This is a genomic window from Mycolicibacterium duvalii (assembly GCF_010726645.1).
Classification (GTDB): domain Bacteria; phylum Actinomycetota; class Actinomycetes; order Mycobacteriales; family Mycobacteriaceae; genus Mycobacterium; species Mycobacterium duvalii.
Genome location: NZ_AP022563.1, coordinates 1,342,873 through 1,358,750, shown reverse-complemented (window position 1 = coordinate 1,358,750; position 15,878 = coordinate 1,342,873). Strand labels below are relative to the sequence as shown.

Annotated in this window: 16 protein-coding genes; 11 read left to right on the top strand and 5 right to left on the bottom strand. The window is 70.2% G+C overall.

The window, feature by feature from the left end:
- Nucleotides 1–307: 307 nt before the first annotated feature.
- From G6N31_RS06325 to G6N31_RS06315, 3 genes are read left to right on the top strand one after another with little or no spacing between them, the layout of a single operon-like run.
- Nucleotides 308–1,336 (top strand): iron ABC transporter substrate-binding protein, encoded by a 1,029-nt coding sequence (locus tag G6N31_RS06325; RefSeq protein ID WP_098004649.1) that lies wholly within the window; start codon nucleotides 308–310, stop codon nucleotides 1,334–1,336.
- 6 nt (nucleotides 1,337–1,342) lie between these two features.
- Nucleotides 1,343–2,884: an ABC transporter permease gene (locus G6N31_RS06320; protein WP_163722070.1), complete on the top strand. Its 1,542-nt coding sequence runs from the start codon at nucleotides 1,343–1,345 to the stop codon at nucleotides 2,882–2,884.
- Entirely contained in the window at nucleotides 2,877–3,971 is a 1,095-nt protein-coding gene (locus tag G6N31_RS06315) for an ABC transporter ATP-binding protein (RefSeq protein WP_098004650.1), read from the top strand. Before G6N31_RS06320 ends, G6N31_RS06315 begins: the two co-directional genes overlap by 8 nt.
- Here G6N31_RS06315 and G6N31_RS06310 read toward each other — a convergent pair.
- The 4 genes from G6N31_RS06310 to G6N31_RS06295 all read right to left on the bottom strand — a co-directional run bounded on the left by G6N31_RS06310 (nucleotide 3,924) and on the right by G6N31_RS06295 (nucleotide 8,380).
- The gene (locus G6N31_RS06310; protein WP_179964274.1) at nucleotides 3,924–5,417 is read right to left on the bottom strand and encodes a GuaB1 family IMP dehydrogenase-related protein; all 1,494 of its coding nucleotides are present in this window, start codon (nucleotides 5,415–5,417) and stop codon (nucleotides 3,924–3,926) included. The two genes, G6N31_RS06315 and G6N31_RS06310, sit on opposite strands and share 48 nt — an antisense overlap.
- Before the next feature lie 41 nt (nucleotides 5,418–5,458).
- Nucleotides 5,459–6,916 carry an NADP-dependent phosphogluconate dehydrogenase gene (gnd, locus tag G6N31_RS06305; protein ID WP_098004652.1) on the bottom strand — a complete coding sequence of 486 codons (1,458 nt, stop codon included), beginning with the start codon at nucleotides 6,914–6,916 and terminating at the stop codon, nucleotides 5,459–5,461.
- Nucleotides 6,917–6,986: 70 nt separating this feature from the next.
- Nucleotides 6,987–7,949 (bottom strand): M56 family metallopeptidase, encoded by a 963-nt coding sequence (locus G6N31_RS06300; RefSeq protein ID WP_098004653.1) that lies wholly within the window; start codon nucleotides 7,947–7,949, stop codon nucleotides 6,987–6,989.
- 14 nt (nucleotides 7,950–7,963) lie between these two features.
- Complete coding sequence (locus G6N31_RS06295; protein WP_098004654.1) at nucleotides 7,964–8,380, bottom strand: BlaI/MecI/CopY family transcriptional regulator; 417 nt, start codon at nucleotides 8,378–8,380, stop codon at nucleotides 7,964–7,966.
- 229 nt (nucleotides 8,381–8,609) lie between these two features.
- On the opposite strand from G6N31_RS06295, the gene G6N31_RS06290 reads away from it, so the two are divergent.
- The 8 genes from G6N31_RS06290 to G6N31_RS06255 all read left to right on the top strand — a co-directional run bounded on the left by G6N31_RS06290 (nucleotide 8,610) and on the right by G6N31_RS06255 (nucleotide 14,392).
- Nucleotides 8,610–9,386, top strand: a complete 777-nt coding sequence (locus G6N31_RS06290; protein ID WP_098004655.1) for an iron reductase — start codon at nucleotides 8,610–8,612, stop codon at nucleotides 9,384–9,386.
- Nucleotides 9,387–9,582: 196 nt separating this feature from the next.
- Nucleotides 9,583–9,996 (top strand): PaaI family thioesterase, encoded by a 414-nt coding sequence (locus tag G6N31_RS06285; RefSeq protein WP_098004656.1) that lies wholly within the window; start codon nucleotides 9,583–9,585, stop codon nucleotides 9,994–9,996.
- Between the two features lie 45 nt (nucleotides 9,997–10,041).
- Nucleotides 10,042–10,344 (top strand): urease subunit gamma, encoded by a 303-nt coding sequence (locus tag G6N31_RS06280; RefSeq protein WP_098004657.1) that lies wholly within the window; start codon nucleotides 10,042–10,044, stop codon nucleotides 10,342–10,344.
- A 10-nt stretch (nucleotides 10,345–10,354) separates the two neighbouring features.
- On the top strand, nucleotides 10,355–10,675 hold the full coding sequence (locus tag G6N31_RS06275; protein WP_163722433.1) for an urease subunit beta: 321 nt from the start codon (nucleotides 10,355–10,357) through the stop codon (nucleotides 10,673–10,675).
- Nucleotides 10,672–12,393 (top strand): urease subunit alpha, encoded by a 1,722-nt coding sequence (locus tag G6N31_RS06270; protein WP_098004659.1) that lies wholly within the window; start codon nucleotides 10,672–10,674, stop codon nucleotides 12,391–12,393. The genes G6N31_RS06275 and G6N31_RS06270 overlap by 4 nt, the downstream gene beginning before the upstream one ends.
- A gap of 17 nt (nucleotides 12,394–12,410) precedes the next feature.
- Nucleotides 12,411–13,055: an urease accessory protein UreF gene (locus G6N31_RS06265; RefSeq protein ID WP_098004660.1), complete on the top strand. Its 645-nt coding sequence runs from the start codon at nucleotides 12,411–12,413 to the stop codon at nucleotides 13,053–13,055.
- A gap of 17 nt (nucleotides 13,056–13,072) precedes the next feature.
- The gene (gene ureG / locus G6N31_RS06260; RefSeq protein ID WP_098004661.1) at nucleotides 13,073–13,765 is read left to right on the top strand and encodes an urease accessory protein UreG; all 693 of its coding nucleotides are present in this window, start codon (nucleotides 13,073–13,075) and stop codon (nucleotides 13,763–13,765) included.
- Nucleotides 13,766–14,392 (top strand): urease accessory protein UreD, encoded by a 627-nt coding sequence (locus G6N31_RS06255; RefSeq protein WP_098004662.1) that lies wholly within the window; start codon nucleotides 13,766–13,768, stop codon nucleotides 14,390–14,392.
- A 61-nt stretch (nucleotides 14,393–14,453) separates the two neighbouring features.
- Here the strand turns inward: G6N31_RS06255 and G6N31_RS06250 are convergent, their stop codons facing one another.
- Complete coding sequence (locus G6N31_RS06250; RefSeq protein ID WP_098004663.1) at nucleotides 14,454–15,827, bottom strand: type II NADH:quinone oxidoreductase Ndh; 1,374 nt, start codon at nucleotides 15,825–15,827, stop codon at nucleotides 14,454–14,456.
- Between the last annotated feature and the right edge of the window lie 51 nt (nucleotides 15,828–15,878).

The window sequence follows — 15,878 nt, the reverse complement described above, 5'->3', positions numbered from 1 at the left end:
ACGTTCACCGAGCCGCTCCGGGAACGGAGCCGGGGGAGCCGGGCCGTACGCCCGGCCGACTAGAGGAGGGTTCGGCCGGCTCGACCGATCCTCCCTCCTGTGCCTGAGGCACCTGGTCCCTTTCTTCGGCGTGGACTGATCCGCGGCCGCGACGGCGGCGGATCGGCGTGGCGATCCCTCACATGCTAACGGAATCGCGGGGCGGTCCCGACCGCGATCGGCATCGGTGAGGCTGCCCTCACCCGGTGGTAGGTTGCGACAAAGGCGTGACCGAGCGCATTGCTGCTGAAGGGACAAAGACACGCACATGACGAGATCGATCTCCCGGTGGTCCGGCGCGCTCGCCACGGTGCTGGCCATGCTGGCGTTCACCGCCTGCGGCTCCCAGTCCGAGGACCAGGAGGGCAACAGGATCGTCTTGTATTCGGGTCGGAGCGAGGAGTTGGTCGCGCCGCTGCTCGAGCAGTTCACCGCCGACACCGGCATCGAGGTGGAGGCCCGGTACGCAGGCTCCGGGGAGATGGCCGCCCAGCTGCTCACCGAAGGTGACAGGTCGCCGGCCGACGTGTTCCTGTCCCAGGACGCCGGAGCGCTGGGCGCGGTGTCGAAGGCGGGCCTGCTGGCCCCGCTCGATCCGCAGACCGTACAAGCGGTCGACGCTCAGTTCGCCGCCAGCGACGGCACCTGGGTCGGCGTCTCGGGCCGGGCCCGGGTGATCGTGTACAACCCGACGCTGGCGCCGGATCCGCCCGACACGATCGACGGGCTGCTGGCGCCGGAGTGGAAGGGCAAGATCGGCTTCGCACCCAGCAACGCGTCGTGGCAGGCGTTCGTCACCGGCCTGCGGGTGCTGCGCGGCGACGACGGTGCCGAGCAGTGGCTGCGCGCCTTCAAGGCGCAGGACCCGCAGTCGTTCGAGAACAACGTGGCCGTCCGCGACGCCGTCGACTCGGGTCAGGTGGCACTCGGGCTGGTCAACCACTACTACCTGTACGAACTGATCGCGGCCAAAGGCGCCGACGAGGTGACCGCACAGAACAAGTTCATGGCGCCGGGGGACCCGGGCGGGCTGGTCAACGTCGCCGGCGTCGGCGTGCTCAAGGCGGCACCGAATCCCGAAGGCGCACAACGGTTCGCGGCCTACCTGGTGGAGGAGTCGGCGCAGCGGTACTTCGCGGAGGAGACGTCGGAGTACCCGCTGGCCGCCGGGGTGGAGCCGTCGGCGCAGATGCCGCCGCTGAGCACGCTGCAACCGCCGGCGGTCGACCTGTCCGAACTCGACGACATCGAGGCGACGCAGGAGCTGCTGGTCAACACCGGCCTGCTGACCAACTGACCGCAGGTGTCGGTCACCTCGGGCCGTCGCCCACCGGTGCTGTTGGTGCTGGCGGCGTCGGCCGTCGCCGCGGCGACGCTGATCCCGCTGGTCTACCTCGGCGAGCGGGCCATGCAGCGCGGCTGGTCATTCGTCCTCGAGGAATTGGCCCAGCCCCGCACCGCCGCGCTGGTCGGCCGCTCGTTGTTGCTGGTCGCGGTGGTGACCGCCGGCTGCGTGGTGCTCGGGGTCGCGCTGGCAGTGCTGGTGACGCGCACCGACATCCGGGCGCGCCGGATGTTGGCGGTGACGCTGACGCTGCCTTTGGCCATGCCCAGCTACCTGCTGGCCTACCTGTGGGTGTCGGCCTTCCCGACGGTGGCCGGGTTCTGGGGATCGGCGCTGGTGTTGACGCTGGTCAGTTACCCGCTGGTGCTGCTGACGACCATGGCGGCGTTGGCCCGCGTCGACCCCGCCCAGGAGGAGGTGGCACGCTCGCTGGGCCTCGGTGGCTGGTCGGTGCTGTTCCGGGTGACGTTGCGCCAGTCCCGGGCCGCGATCGCCGCCGGCGCCCTGCTGGTCGCGCTGTATGTGCTCAGCGACTTCGGCGCGGTGGCGGCGATGCGTTTCGAGGCGTTCACGTGGGTGATCTACGGCGCCTACCGGTCCGGGTTCAATCCGTCGCGCGCCGCAGTGCTGTCCCTGGTGCTGTTGATCTTCGCCATCGCGCTGGTGGTGGCCGAACACCGGGCGCGCGGACGCGCGTCGGCCTCGCGGGTCGGCGGCGGCGCGCCCCGGCCGGCCCCGCTGAACCATCTGGGCAGGTGGCGTGCACTCGCGCTGACGCTGCCGGCGGTGGTACTCGGCGCTGCGGTGGTGGTGCCCACGGTCGCGCTGGCCGACTGGCTGATGGCCGCGGGTCCGCGCTGGGACAGCGCGCAGTGGTTCGACGCGCTCGGTTCGACCATCTGGTTGTCGGTGGCCGCGGCTCTCACCTCCTCGCTCGCGGCGCTGCCGTTGGGGGTGCTCGCGGCCCGGCACCGGGATCGCACCACCCGCACCCTGGAAGGTGTCAGCTACATCGCCCACGGGCTGCCGGCCATCGTCATCGCGATCTCGATGGTGTCCCTCGGGGTGGTGCTGCTGCGGCCGATCTACCAGCGGGAGCCACTGCTGATCCTGGCGTACACCGTGTTGTTCGTGCCGCTGGCCATCGGGTCGGTGCGCGCGGCCATCGAAGCCGCGCCGATCCGGCTCGAGGAGGTGGCGCGCGCCCTCGGCCGCACCCCGGTCCGGGCGTTCAGTACGGTGACCGCGCGGGTGGCTGCGCCCGGCATCGCGGCGGGCGCCGCGATGGTGTTGTTGACCTGCATGAAGGAACTTCCGGTGACGCTGCTGCTGCATCCGACCGGCACCGACACGCTGGCCACCAGGCTGTGGGGTTACAGCTCAGTCAGCGACTACGCCGCCGCAGCGCCCTACGCGGTGGCGCTGCTGGTGTTCGCTGCGGTTCCGACCGCCGTGCTCGGATTCTGGAGCACCAACGCCGGCGGGGTGCGCAGTGACTGAGCATGCGGCCTCCGTCGTCGCCCACGGCCTCCGCAAGGCCTATGCGGACCGCGACGTCCTCGCCGGCGTCGACCTCGAGGTGCCGGCGGGCACGATCACCGCGGTGCTGGGACCGTCGGGGTGCGGCAAGACCACGCTGCTGCGCATTCTGGCCGGATTCGAGGAGCCGGATGCCGGAACCGTGCAGATCGGGGGGCAGCTGGTCGCCGGCGGCGCCTCCACCGTGCCGGTGCATCGGCGCCGGGTCGGGCTGATGCCGCAGGAGGGTGCGCTGTTTCCGCACCTGAGCGTGGGCGAGAACATCGCCTTCGGCATCTCCGGGTCGCCCCGCGAGGAGGTTCGGCGTCGCGTCGAGCACTGGCTGAGCGTGGTGGGACTGCAGGGTCGTGCCGGTGCACGTCCGCACCAGCTCTCCGGTGGACAGCAGCAGCGCGTCGCGCTGGCGCGTGCGTTGGCGGCGCAGCCGCGCGTGCTGCTGCTCGACGAGCCGTTCGCCGCGCTCGATGCCGGGCTGCGGGTGCGGGTGCGGGAGGACATCGCCGCGATCCTGCGCGACACCGGCACCACCGCGTTGCTGGTCACCCACGACCAGTCCGAGGCGCTGTCGCTGGCCGACTCGGTGGCGCTGCTGATCGACGGCACCATCGCTCAGCACGGCACGCCGACCGACCTGTACGACCGCCCCACCACGCTGACCATTGCGCGCTTCGTCGGGGCCACCATCGAGATTCCGGGCACGGCCGAGAACCAGCGGGTGCACACTGCGTTGGGTCCGTTACGGGCTCGGCTGCCACTGGCCGACGGTGCCGCGCTGGCGGTGCTGCGACCCGAACAGCTGCGGCTGGGCCACGACCCGGCCGCGGCCCCGGCCACCGTCACCGCGTCGCGGTTCTACGGGGCCGAAACCGTGCTGGACGCACGGCTTTCCGACGGCACTCCGATCGCGTTGCGCTGTGCCGGACGGCCCGATCTGCCGGCCGGCGCGGCGATCACCGTCGAGGTGGTCGACGACGACGGGGGCGGGGTGCTGGCCTACCCGTCACCAGCCGGTGGGCAGCGGGTGCCCCTCGGCGAAACCCGCCGCTGACTGGACACCCAGCACCGCCTTCTCGTGCAACTCGGGCAGGGTGGCCGCACCGACGTAGGTGCACGTGCTGCGCACCCCGGAGGTGATGTGGTCGATCAGATCCTCGACGCCGCCGCGTACCGGGTCCAGACTCATCCGCGACGTCGAGATCCCTTCCTCGAACAGGGCTTTGCGGGCGCGGTCGAACGCACTGTCACCGGCGGTGCGCGCTGCCACCGCCCGCTTGGACGCCATCCCGTAACTCTCCTTGTACGGCTGGTTGTCCCGGTCGTGCATCAGGTCACCCGGGGATTCGTAGGTTCCGGCGAACCACGATCCGATCATCACGTTCGACGCGCCCGCCGCCAACGCCAGCGCCACATCGCGGGGGTGCCGCACTCCGCCGTCGGCCCATACGTGCGCACCGAGTTCCCTTGCCACCGCGGAACATTCGACGACCGCCGAGAACTGCGGCCGACCGACACCCGTCATCATCCGGGTGGTGCACATCGCGCCGGGACCGACGCCGACCTTCACGATCGACGCACCGGCGTCGATCAGGTCACGGGTGCCCTCGGCGGAGACGACGTTGCCGGCGGCCAGCGGCAGCCCCAGATCCAGCGAACGCACGGCCGCGACCGCATCGAGCATCTTGGCCTGGTGGCCGTGTGCGGTGTCGATGACCAGCAGGTCGACCCCCACTTCGGCGAGGTCGCGGGCCTTGGCGGCGACGTCGCCGTTGATGCCGACGGCGGCCGCGATGCGCAGGCGGCCGTGGCGGTCGACCGCGGGGGAGTAGATGCCCGCACGGACCGCGCCGGTGCGGGTGAGCACCCCGGCCAGCGTCCCGTCGGCCTCGGTGAGCACCGCGACGTCGACGGGCGCGTGCTCGAGCAGGTCGAAGACCTTGCGCGGATCGGTCCCGACCGGCGCGGTGACCAGGTCGGCGATGGCGACGTCGCGCACCCGGGTGAACCGGTCCACCCCGCGGCAGGCCGCCTCGGTGACCAGCCCAATCGGCCGATTCTCGAACAGCACCACCGCCGCGCCGTGAGCGCGTTTATGGATCAGGGCCGCAGCGTCGGACACCGAGTCGTCGGGCGACAACGTCACCGGCGTGTCGACCACGGTGTCGCGGCTCTTCACGAAGTCGACGGTGTGCTTGACCGCCGTGGTGGGCACGTCCTGCGGTAACACCACGATGCCGCCCCGGCGGGCCACCGTCTCGGCCATCCGGCGGCCGGCCACCGCGGTCATGTTGGCCACGACGACGGGGATCGTCGTGCCCGATCCGTCGACCGTGGCCAGGTCGACGTCGAAGCGCGACGTGACCTCGGAGCGGCCCGGCATGACGAAGACGTCGTCGTAGGTCAGGTCGTACGGCGGCCGCTGCCCGTCGAGAAACTGCACGCAGCCGAGTCTAGTGGCGGGCTGAGCTACCCAATGTCGCCCTGAGAGCGCCGTCATGGAGATATATGCATGACTGCGCTGTCAGGGTGACATTGCGTTCAGGCTTGCACCTCGCTGCGGTCCCCGCTCCACAGGATGTGGAACCGCTCGGCCGGGTCGGCGTCGATGCGCCCGTAGGTGTGAGCCCCGAAATAATCCCGCAGCCCCTGGGTCAGCGCGGCGGGCAATCGCTCGGTGCGCAGCGCGTCGTAGTAGGACAGCGCCGAGGCGAAGCCGGGGATGGGAATGCCCAGCCGGGTGGCGGTCACCACCACACGGCGCCAGCCGTCGATCGCTGTTTCGATCGCCGCGCGGAAGTACGGCGCGACGATCAGCGTCGGCAGGTCGGGCTGCTCGTCGAAGGCGTCCTTGATGCGGTTGAGGAACTTCGCCCGGATGATGCACCCGCCGCGCCAGATGGTGGCCAGGTCGCCCGGGGTGATGTTCCAGCCGTACTCGGCGCTGCCGGCCTGGATCTGGTTGAACCCCTGCGCGTAGGCGATGATCTTCGACGCGTACAACGCCTGTCGCACATCGTCGACGAATTGCTGTGCGTCGTCTGGCTTCTCACCGAGATCGCCAGAGGCCAGCCCGGTGGTGGCCTTGCGTTGGGCCACCGAGCCCGACAGCGCGCGGGCGAACACCGCCTCCGCGATGCCGGTCACCGGGACACCGAGGTCGAGCGCGGATTTCACCGTCCACCGGCCGGTGCCCTTCTGTTCGGCCTCGTCGAGGATGACGTCGACGAGCGGCTTGCCGGTCCGGGCGTCGGTCTGGCGCAGCACCTTGGCGGTGATCTCGACCAGGAAGCTGTCCAGATCGCCGGCGTTCCACTCGTCGAACACGTCGGCGATCTCCCCGGCGGTCTTGCCCAGCGCGTCCCGCAGCAATTGGTAGGCCTCGCCGATGAGCTGCATGTCGGAGTACTCGATGCCGTTGTGCACCATCTTGACGAAGTGGCCCGCCCCGTCGGGGCCGATGTGGGTACAGCAGGGCACCCCGTCGACGTGGGCCGAGATCTCCTCGAGCAGCGGCCCGAGCGATTCGTAGGACTCGGCCGGTCCGCCCGGCATGATCGACGGACCGAGCAGCGCTCCCTCCTCGCCGCCGGAGATCCCGGCGCCGACGAAGTGCAGGCCGCGCTCGCGGATCGCCTTTTCGCGGCGGATGGTGTCGGTGTAGAGCGCGTTCCCGCCGTCGATGATGATGTCGCCGGGCTCCATCGCGTCGGCCAGTTCCTCGATCACCGCGTCGGTGGCGTCACCGGCCTTGACCATGATCAACACCCGGCGGGGCTTCTCGAGCGCATCGAGGAACTCGCGAATGGTCTCGGTGCGCACGAACGACCCCTCGGACCCGTGCTCGGCGATCAGGGCGTCGGTCTTGGCCACCGACCGGTTGTGCAGGGCCACGGTGTAACCGTGCCGGGCGAAGTTGCGCGCGATGTTCGAGCCCATCACCGCCAGACCGGTGACACCGATCTGCGCTGTTGCAGCTGTGGCCTCAGGCGACGTCATAACGGGAACCCTTTCGGTTTGCGAGTACAGCACGACATCCGGCGCCTGCGGCGCCGCGGAAGGTGGTCGATCACGCGAGGAACAGCCGGTGCAACTCGGTCAGCCACGGCACCGCCAGCGCGACGGTGGGCACGAAGAGCACCGCTGCCGCGGCGCCGTACGCAGCCGCGGCCAGTATCCGGCTGTTGGGTTCACCGCCGAGTCGGCGCACCCGCACCAGTGTCGAAGGGCCGCCCGCGGCCAACGCGCCGCGGGGCGTGTGACCGGACGCGCACGTCACCAGAGCACGGGCCAGCGGCCGGGGACCGGTGGTGCGCACCGCGGCGTCATCGGCCAGAAGTTCGATGAGCAGGCGTACCGCGGTGAGCGCGTTGGTGCTGCGCACCCAGCGGGGGAAGGCCGCGCGCACCGCGGTGAACATCTCGAGCACGAGATCGTGCCGGGCCCGCAGATGCGCGTGCTCGTGCGCCAGGATCGCGGTCATCTCGCGGTCGGACAACGTCTTGACGGCACCTTCGCTGACCACGACGCGGCTGCGGACGCCGGGCAGGCAGTAGGCCAGCGGTTCGGCGACGTCAAGGATGCGCAGGCCGTCGTTGGCCAGCGGTCGCGGCTGCTGACACAGTCGGGGGAGGCTGTCCTGGGACGCGCCGACGAGGTCGACGACCATCCGGTGGTGGGCGCGTCGGCGCCGGGTGGCGACCGCGACCTTGAGGATGGAGAGGATCAGCCGCGCGCCGATGACCAGCGTGAGGGCGAAGACCACGACGTAGACGGTCCACAGCGGCCACCCCAGGGTGGCGATCGAACTGGTGACCGTCGCGGTCGGGCGGCCGTCCGGGCCGGGCTGGAACAGGCGCAGCGCGATGGCTATCCCGGCGGAGAACGCCGACAGCACCGCCGCGGACGCGATGGCCTGCCACAGCACGATGGCCGCGCGCGGCGCGCGCATGGGCCAGCGCGATCGCGCGAGCACCGCGGGCACCGGCCCTGACAGCAGCAGGGCGATGATCGTGAAGGCCACCGCGGACACGCCGATAGTGTCTCTCAGCCGGTACCGGAATCGCCAGCGGGCCCGGCCGCCGGGTCCTTGTCCTCGAGTTCGGCCAGGGCGCGGCGCAGCGCGGCCGCCTCGTCGGCGCCGACCCGTTCGACGAAATGCACGAGCGCGGCTTCGCGGCTTCCCGAGTCGGCGGCCTGGTCGAGCGCGTCGACCATCAGCCCGGCGACCAGTTCGTCGCGGCCGTGCGTCGGGGCGTAGCGGTGGGCGCGGTCGTCGCGGTGCTGCACGACCAGATTCTTCTTGGCCAGCCGTTGCAGGACGGTCATCACGGTGGTGTAGGCGAGATCGCGCCGGGCCGACAGGGCCTCGTGCACTTGCCGGACGGTCTGCGGTTCGCCGGTGGACCAGAGATGGTCCATCACGGAGCGCTCGAGCTCTCCGAGGCGAGTCACCTTGGCCATCTTCCCTTCATCTCCTGCGCGCGATTGAGCACAGCTTACTACGGAGGTACTACCGCGCGTCGTACGGACCGCCGGCCGCCCCGGGCGATCGCGCGGCGGCATGTCCCGGACGGGAGGGACCGGCCGGTGAGGGGCCGTTTCGGGCGGTGACGTGAGTCGGGTCACAGGGGGTGGCTCCTTCGGCAGCGATGACTATAGTAAGGCTAACCTAACTGATCGAGGAGGTGTCATGACGGTCGTCGTCGACGATCCGCTCATCGCGAGCATGGCCATCAGCAGGCCGCTTCCCCTGCACGAATCGAGCCGGCGGCTGCGCGAGCTCTACGCCGCGTGCCCCCGGGTGTACGGCGTGGCGGTGATCGGCGACCTCTCCCGTCGGCGATGGTGGCCCCTGGCCGAACTCGTCACCACAGACCGGTTGGCCACGATGTTCGACGCCGGCCTGGCCGAGACCGACAGCCCGACCGCCGTCGCCCAGCAACTGGCCGCGACCCTCGCCCATGTGGTGATCGGACGGGTCGTCCCGCTGCTGGCGCTCGAGGGCCGGGCGTGGGACAACGGCCTGGAGAACCTGTGGGCGCATATCGACTCCGAGGGAGCCATCGACTGGGTGGGCGTCCAGGACCCGACGGTACGGGCGCTGCCCGACGACCCGTACTTCGCCGACCGCCCCGTGGCTGCCGGCCTGGCCGCCCAGGAGGGCATCGTCGCGCTGCCCAGCGAAGCTGCGTTGACCACCTGGGTCGCCCATCGCAGCCATTGCGCCCTGGCTCCGCTGTTCGCGCGGCTGGCCGAGGTCAGCCGCGGCACCCTGTCGGTCCCGGCGATGTGGCACCTCGTCGGCGGCACCGTGGTCGGCGCGGCCACCCAGATTCCGCTCCTGGCCGGCTCGAGCGAGCTGGTGAGCATGCGCCGCGGGCAGGCTGTGCTCGACGCGTTGGTGCGTTTCGGTCTCCCCGTCCGCGGCATGAAGAGGACCCACTCGATGAAGGTCTTGCTAAATTAGGCAAGCCTTGCCTACTCTGAAGGAGAACGAGGCAGAGAGTTCCGGAGCCGATCCACCGGACCGAGCCGGAGTCCTGAGGGCTGCAGAGACTCCCGGTCCACACGAGGACGGGCCCCGCGCCGTGGGCGCGGGGCCCGTCTGCATTCCCGGCACCCCCACGCGCCGCCGCCGCGGCACCGCGTGTAGACACGACGCCGTGAGCACACAACGTCCGGAAGGTCTCGACGGTTTGGGCGACGGCTTCGACACCGAGCTCGGTCTGCAATACCTGGAGGTGACGCCCGAGGGCGGCCGCGCACAGCTGACGATCCACGACAAGCTGCTGCAACCCTGGGGGATCGTGCACGGCGGCGTGTACTGCTCGATCGTCGAGAGTCTTGCCAGCGTCTCGGGCCATGTGTGGTTGCGGGAGAACGGTGGCGGCACCGTGGTGGGCGTCAACAACAACACCGATTTTCTGCGGGCCATCTCCACCGGCACCGTGACGGCCACCTCGACGCCGATCCATCGCGGCCGGCGTCAGCAGCTGTGGCTGATCACCATCACCGACGACCAGGACCGCATCGTGGCGCGTGGGCAGGTCCGGCTGCAGAACATCCCCGACGACTGACGGGCGCGCTGCTGACTGCCCGATGTCGTGGCAGGATCGCCCACTATGCGACTGACCCCGCATGAACAGGAACGGCTGTTGATCTCCTATGCAGCCGAACTGGCCCGCCGCCGTCAGGCCCGCGGGCTCAAACTCAATCATCCCGAGGCCGTTGCGGTGATCACCGATCACATCCTCGAGGGCGCCCGCGACGGGCGGTCCGTGGCCGAGCTGATGGTCAGCGGCCGAGAGGTGCTCGGCCGCGACGAGGTGATGGAGGGAATCGCCGAGATGCTCGACGACGTGCAGGTCGAGGCCACGTTTCCGGACGGGACCAAACTGGTGACCGTCCACCACCCGATTCCGTGAGGGGATGCCGGTGATCCCAGGGGAGATCGTGTTCGGCGACGGCGAAGTCGAGATCAACGTCGGCGCCCGCCGGCTCGAGTTGGAGGTCGTCAACACCGGCGACCGGCCGGTCCAGGTCGGAAGCCACGTCCACGTGCCGCAGGCCAACAGCGCGTTGAACTTCGACCGCTCCGCCGCCCACGGCCACCGGTTCGACGTCCCCGCGGGCACCGCCATCAGGTTCGAACCCGGTGTGGCCCAACGCGTGCGCCTCGTCCCGCTGGCCGGTCTCCGCGAGGTGCACGGTCTGAGCCTGGACCCGCCCGGCCGACTGGACGAGGAGGCCCGGTGACCGCGCTTTCGCGCGCACGCTACGCGGCGCTCTACGGACCCACCGCCGGGGACCGAATTCGGCTCGCCGACACCGATCTGTTCATCGAGATCACCGACGACCGCAGCGGGGGACCACGACTGGCCGGCGACGAGGCGGTCTTCGGCGGAGGGAAAGTGCTGCGCGAATCGATGGGCCAGTCACGCGCCACCCGCGCCGACGGCGCACCCGATACCGTCATCACCGGCGCCGTGATCCTGGATCACTGGGGGGTCATCAAGGCCGACATCGGGATTCGCGACGGACGCATCGTCGCGATCGGCAAGGCCGGAAATCCGGAGATCATGTCCGGCGTGCATCCCGATCTCGTGGTGGGTCCGTCGACGGAGATCATCGGCGGCAACGGCCGTATCGTCACCGCCGGGGCCATCGACTGCCATGTGCACCTGATCTGTCCGCAGATCATCACCGAGGCCCTCGGCAGCGGCATCACCACGATCGCCGCGGGGGGCACCGGACCGGCCGAGGGCAGCAAGGCCACGACGGTCACGCCCGGCTCCTGGCATCTGGCCCGCATGCTGGAGGCGCTGGACGGCTGGCCCGTCAACGTCGCGCTGCTCGGCAAGGGCAACACCGTGGCCGGCGAGGCGCTGTGGGAGCAGTTACGCGGCGGCGCAGCAGGTTTCAAGCTGCACGAGGACTGGGGAACCACGCCGGCTGCCATCGACGCCTGCCTGACCGTGGCCGAGCAGGCCGGTGTGCAGGTCAACATCCACACCGACACCCTCAACGAGACCGGCTTCGTGGAGAACACGCTGGCCGCGATCAAGGGCCGGTCCATCCACGCCTACCACACCGAAGGCGCCGGCGGCGGCCATGCGCCGGACATCATCACCGTGGCGGGACACCCCAATGTACTGCCCAGTTCCACCAACCCGACGCGGCCGCACACCGTCAACACCCTCGACGAACATCTCGACATGCTGATGGTGTGCCATCACCTCAACCCCAGCGTGCCAGAAGATCTCGCGTTCGCCGAAAGCCGGATCCGTCCGTCGACGATCGCCGCGGAAGACCTGCTGCACGACATCGGCGCGATCTCGATGATCGGCAGCGACGCGCAGGCGATGGGACGCGTCGGCGAGGTGGTGCTGCGCACCTGGCAGACCGCGCACGCGATGAAGCGCCGCCGCGGGTTCCTGCCCGGTGACAGCCGGGCCGACAACACCCGCGCGCAACGTTACGTCGCCAAGTACACGATCTGCCCGGCTGTGGCCCACGGCCTCGATCACGAGATCGGCTCGGTCGAGGTGGGCAAACTCGCCGACCTCGTGCTGTGGGAGCCGGCCTTTTTCGGGGTGCGTCCGCATGCGGTCATCAAGGGCGGCATGATCGCGTGGGCCGCGATGGGCGACGCCAACGCCTCCATCCCGACGCCCCAACCCGTGCTGCCGCGCCCGATGTTCGGTGCGGCGCCGGCGGCCGCGGCCACGACCTCGGTGCACTTCGTCGCCCCAGCGGCGATCGACGACGGACTGGCCGACCGCCTCGCCGTCAACCGCAGGCTCGTCCCCGTCGCCGACGTGCGCGGCGTCGGCAAGGCCCAGATGCCGCACAACGACGCGTTGCCCGACATCCGGGTCGACCCGGACACCTTCACCGTGCGCATCGACGGCGAGGTGTGGCAGGAACAGCCGGCCGCCGAACTGCCGATGGCGCAGAGATACTTCCTCTTCTAGGCGGATTCCTGTTCCCGATGGCCAACCTGACGACGCTGCTGACCCTGTCGGACTCGCGGCTGCCCACCGGCGGTCACGTCCACTCCGGGGGAGTGGAGGAAGCCGTGACCAGCGGCCTGGTCGTCGACCTGAGCACGCTGACCGCGTTCCTGCGGCGGCGCATCGGCACCACCGGCCTGGTCACCGCATCCTTGGCGGCGGCGGTGCACCACGGCACGCTGTCGGCCGAGGCGGATGCCGACGGCGACGTCGAAACCGACGCCCGCACACCGTCTCCGGCCGCCCGCCAGGCATCGCGCGCGCAGGGCCGAGGTCTGATCCGGCTGGCCCGCCGCGTGTGGCCGGCGCACCCGTGGGACGGCCTCGGTCCCACGCCGCATCTGTCGGTCGCCGCCGGTGCGGTCGGCCGCGCGAGTGGCCTGACCCCCGCGCAGACCGCCCTGTCGGTCGTCTACACCACGATGACCAACTCGGCCACGGCCGCCCAGCGGCTGCTCGCCCTCGACCCCGGCGACGTCGCCGCGGTCACGTTCGGATTGGCCGCGCTGTGCGAGCAGACCGCAGCCGACGCGACGAAAGAACTCGCCGACCTGTCCGACCCGCTGCTCGACGTGTTGGCCCAGCGGCACCTCGAGCGTGACCGGCCCTTGTTCGCCTCCTGACGAAAGCACACACATCGATGCCTCCCCACCTTCTCGACGGTCAACCACACGCCCACGCCGACCGCCCGCGCCGGGCGCGCCGAGCCGATGAACCCCTCCGTATCGGGATCGGTGGCCCGGTCGGTTCCGGCAAGACCGCGCTGGTGGCCGCACTGTGCCGACAGCTGCGCGACGAACTGTCCCTGGCGGTGCTGACCAACGACATCTACACCACCGAGGACGCCGACTTCCTGCGCCGGCACGCCGTGCTGCCCGACGACCGGATCGCCGCCGTCCAGACCGGCGGCTGCCCGCACACCGCGATCCGCGACGACATCACCGCGAATCTCGACGCGATCGACGACCTGATCGCCGCACACTCGGGAACCGGAGAGGACCTGGACCTGATCCTGGTGGAGTCCGGCGGCGACAACCTGACCGCGACGTTCTCGTCGGGGTTGATCGACGTGCAGATCTTCGTCATCGACGTCGCCGGTGGCGACAAGGTGCCTCGCAAGGGCGGTCCCGGCGTCACGTTCTCGGATCTGTTGGTGATCAACAAGACCGACCTGGCCCCGCTGGTCGGCGCCGATCTCGACGTGATGCGTCACGATGCCGAGGCGGTGCGTGCCGGACGCCCCACCGCGCTGATCTCGTTGACCGCCGACCCGGCCGCGACGCCGGTGCTGGACTGGGTCCGCGAACAGCTGCGGGTGGCCCAGGCGGTCTGAATGCGTTCTGACGTGCTGATCGCGGCGCGCCGGGGCCACGCCCCGCACATCGACTGCCGCGGCGCTATCGCGGTGCGGCGCACCGGCGTGGACACCGTCCACCTGGTGTCGTCGGCGGCGACACCGCTCGGCGGCGACGGGATCCGGGTGCGCGTGGTGGTGGAGCCCGGGGCGCGCCTGCGCGTGCGCAGTGTCGCCGCGACATTGGTGCTGCCGGGAGCCCGCATTGCCGAGTCGCAGTCGGTGTGGGAACTGGAGGTCGCCGGTGCGCTCGACCTCGACCCGGAGCCGACGATCGTCGCGGCCTCCTCGCGCCACCTCACCCAGACCCGGCTGACGATGGCCGTCGATGCCGACCTACGGCTGCGGGAACGCGTGCAGATCGGCAGAAGCGGTGAGCGCGAGGGATTCTGGTCGGGTACGATGCACGCCGACGTCGACGGCACCCCGCTCCTTCGCCACCGCGTCGAACTGGGCCTGACCTGTCTGACCGCCGACGCCATCGCCGCCCCGCTGGCGTACGCCGGCGAATTGCACTACCCGCGAACCGACATCACCGGCACCGGGACGACGCTGCACCTCGCGCGCGGCGGCTGCCTGACCACCTGGCAGGGCGACCGGCTCTGAAAACCGACCTCAACTCGCTGCTCGCTCGGGGCCCGTCAACTCGCTGCTCGCTCGGGGCCCGTCAACTCGCTGCTCGCTCGGTCGCCTGCGCGGTCGCGGCGATCTCCTCGAGTTCCTCGATCCGGGTGCGGGCGTAGGCCTGTTGCTCGGTGATGGTCAGCTGACCGCGCTTGGTCGACAGGAAGGTCACCGTCCACGACAGCAGGGTGACGATCTTGGTCTTGAAGCCGATCAGATACACCAGGTGCAGCATCAGCCATGCCAGCCACGCGATGAACCCGCCGAACTCGAGCGGACCGACCTTGGCCACCGCACTGAAGCGCGAGACCGTGGCCATCGATCCCTTGTCGAAGTAGTTGAACGGTTCGCGATCGGCCGGGTCGGCGCCCTCCAGGCTGTCGGTGATCGCCTTGGCGGCGTACTTGCCGCCCTGGATGGCACCCTGCGCCATGCCGGGCACGCCCTCGACGGCCGCCATGTCACCGACGACGAACACGTTGGGGTGACCGGGAATCGACAGGTCGGACAGCACCTTGACCCGGCCGGCGCGGTCCAGTTCGACTCCGGACTGCTCGGCGAGGTCGCGGCCGAGCGGGCTGGCCGACACCCCGGCCGACCAGACCTTGCAGGCGGCCTCGATGCGGCGCAGTTTCCCGTCGGGGTCCTTGACCGTGATGCCGTTGCGGTCGACGTCGGTGACCATCGCGTTGAGCTGGATCTCGACGCCCATCTTCTCCAGCCGGGCTTGCGCCTGCTTGCCCAGCTTCTCGCCCATCGGGGGAAGCACCGCGGGCGCGGCGTCGAGCAGGATCACCCGCGCCTTGGTCGAATCGATGTGACGGAAGGCGCCTTTGAGGGTGTGGTCGGCCAATTCCGCGATCTGGCCGGCCATCTCGACGCCCGTCGGGCCGGCGCCGACGACGACGAAGGTCAGCAGCTTCTCCCGGCGCACCGGATCGCTCGAACGCTCGGCCTGCTCGAACGCACCGAGGATGCGCCCGCGCAACTCCAGCGCGTCGTCGATGGACTTCATCCCCGGGGCCCACTCGGCGAAATGGTCGTTGCCGAAGTAGGACTGACCGGCGCCGGCGGCGATGATCAGGCTGTCGAACGGCGTCACGTAGGTGTGGCCCAGCAGTTCCGACCGCACCGTCTTGGTCGCCAGATCGATCCGGGTCACGTCACCCAGCAACACCTGGACGTTCTTCTGCTTGCGCAGGATGACCCGGGTCGCCGGCGCGATCTCGCCCTCGGAGATGATCCCGGTCGCCACCTGGTAGAGCAGCGGCTGGAACAGGTGGTGGGTGGTCCGCGCGATCAGCTTGATGTCGACATCGGCCTTCTTCAGGGCTTTGGCCGCGTTGAGACCGCCAAACCCCGACCCGATGATGACCACTCTGTGCCGATCGGACGCACTGGTTCCGGACTGGCTCATTGGCTACTCCTCGACGGATCGGTTTGGTGGCTCAGTGTGCTTTACCCATTT

Bases quoted from the DNA above. Each gene is read 5' to 3' on its own strand.
- G6N31_RS06290 (WP_098004655.1), top strand. From the start codon at position 8,610: ATGACGGTCGTCGTCGACGATCCGCTCATCGCGAGCATGGCCATCAGC.
- G6N31_RS06310 (WP_179964274.1), bottom strand. From the start codon at position 5,417: ATGACGGCGCTCTCAGGGCGACATTGGGTAGCTCAGCCCGCCACTAGA.
- G6N31_RS06295 (WP_098004654.1), bottom strand. From the start codon at position 8,380: ATGGCCAAGGTGACTCGCCTCGGAGAGCTCGAGCGCTCCGTGATGGAC.
- G6N31_RS06265 (WP_098004660.1), top strand. From the start codon at position 12,411: ATGGCCAACCTGACGACGCTGCTGACCCTGTCGGACTCGCGGCTGCCC.
- ureG (WP_098004661.1), top strand. From the start codon at position 13,073: ATGCCTCCCCACCTTCTCGACGGTCAACCACACGCCCACGCCGACCGC.
- G6N31_RS06280 (WP_098004657.1), top strand. From the start codon at position 10,042: ATGCGACTGACCCCGCATGAACAGGAACGGCTGTTGATCTCCTATGCA.
- G6N31_RS06255 (WP_098004662.1), top strand. From the start codon at position 13,766: ATGCGTTCTGACGTGCTGATCGCGGCGCGCCGGGGCCACGCCCCGCAC.
- gnd (WP_098004652.1), bottom strand. From the start codon at position 6,916: ATGACGTCGCCTGAGGCCACAGCTGCAACAGCGCAGATCGGTGTCACC.
- G6N31_RS06250 (WP_098004663.1), bottom strand. From the start codon at position 15,827: ATGAGCCAGTCCGGAACCAGTGCGTCCGATCGGCACAGAGTGGTCATC.
- G6N31_RS06325 (WP_098004649.1), top strand. From the start codon at position 308: ATGACGAGATCGATCTCCCGGTGGTCCGGCGCGCTCGCCACGGTGCTG.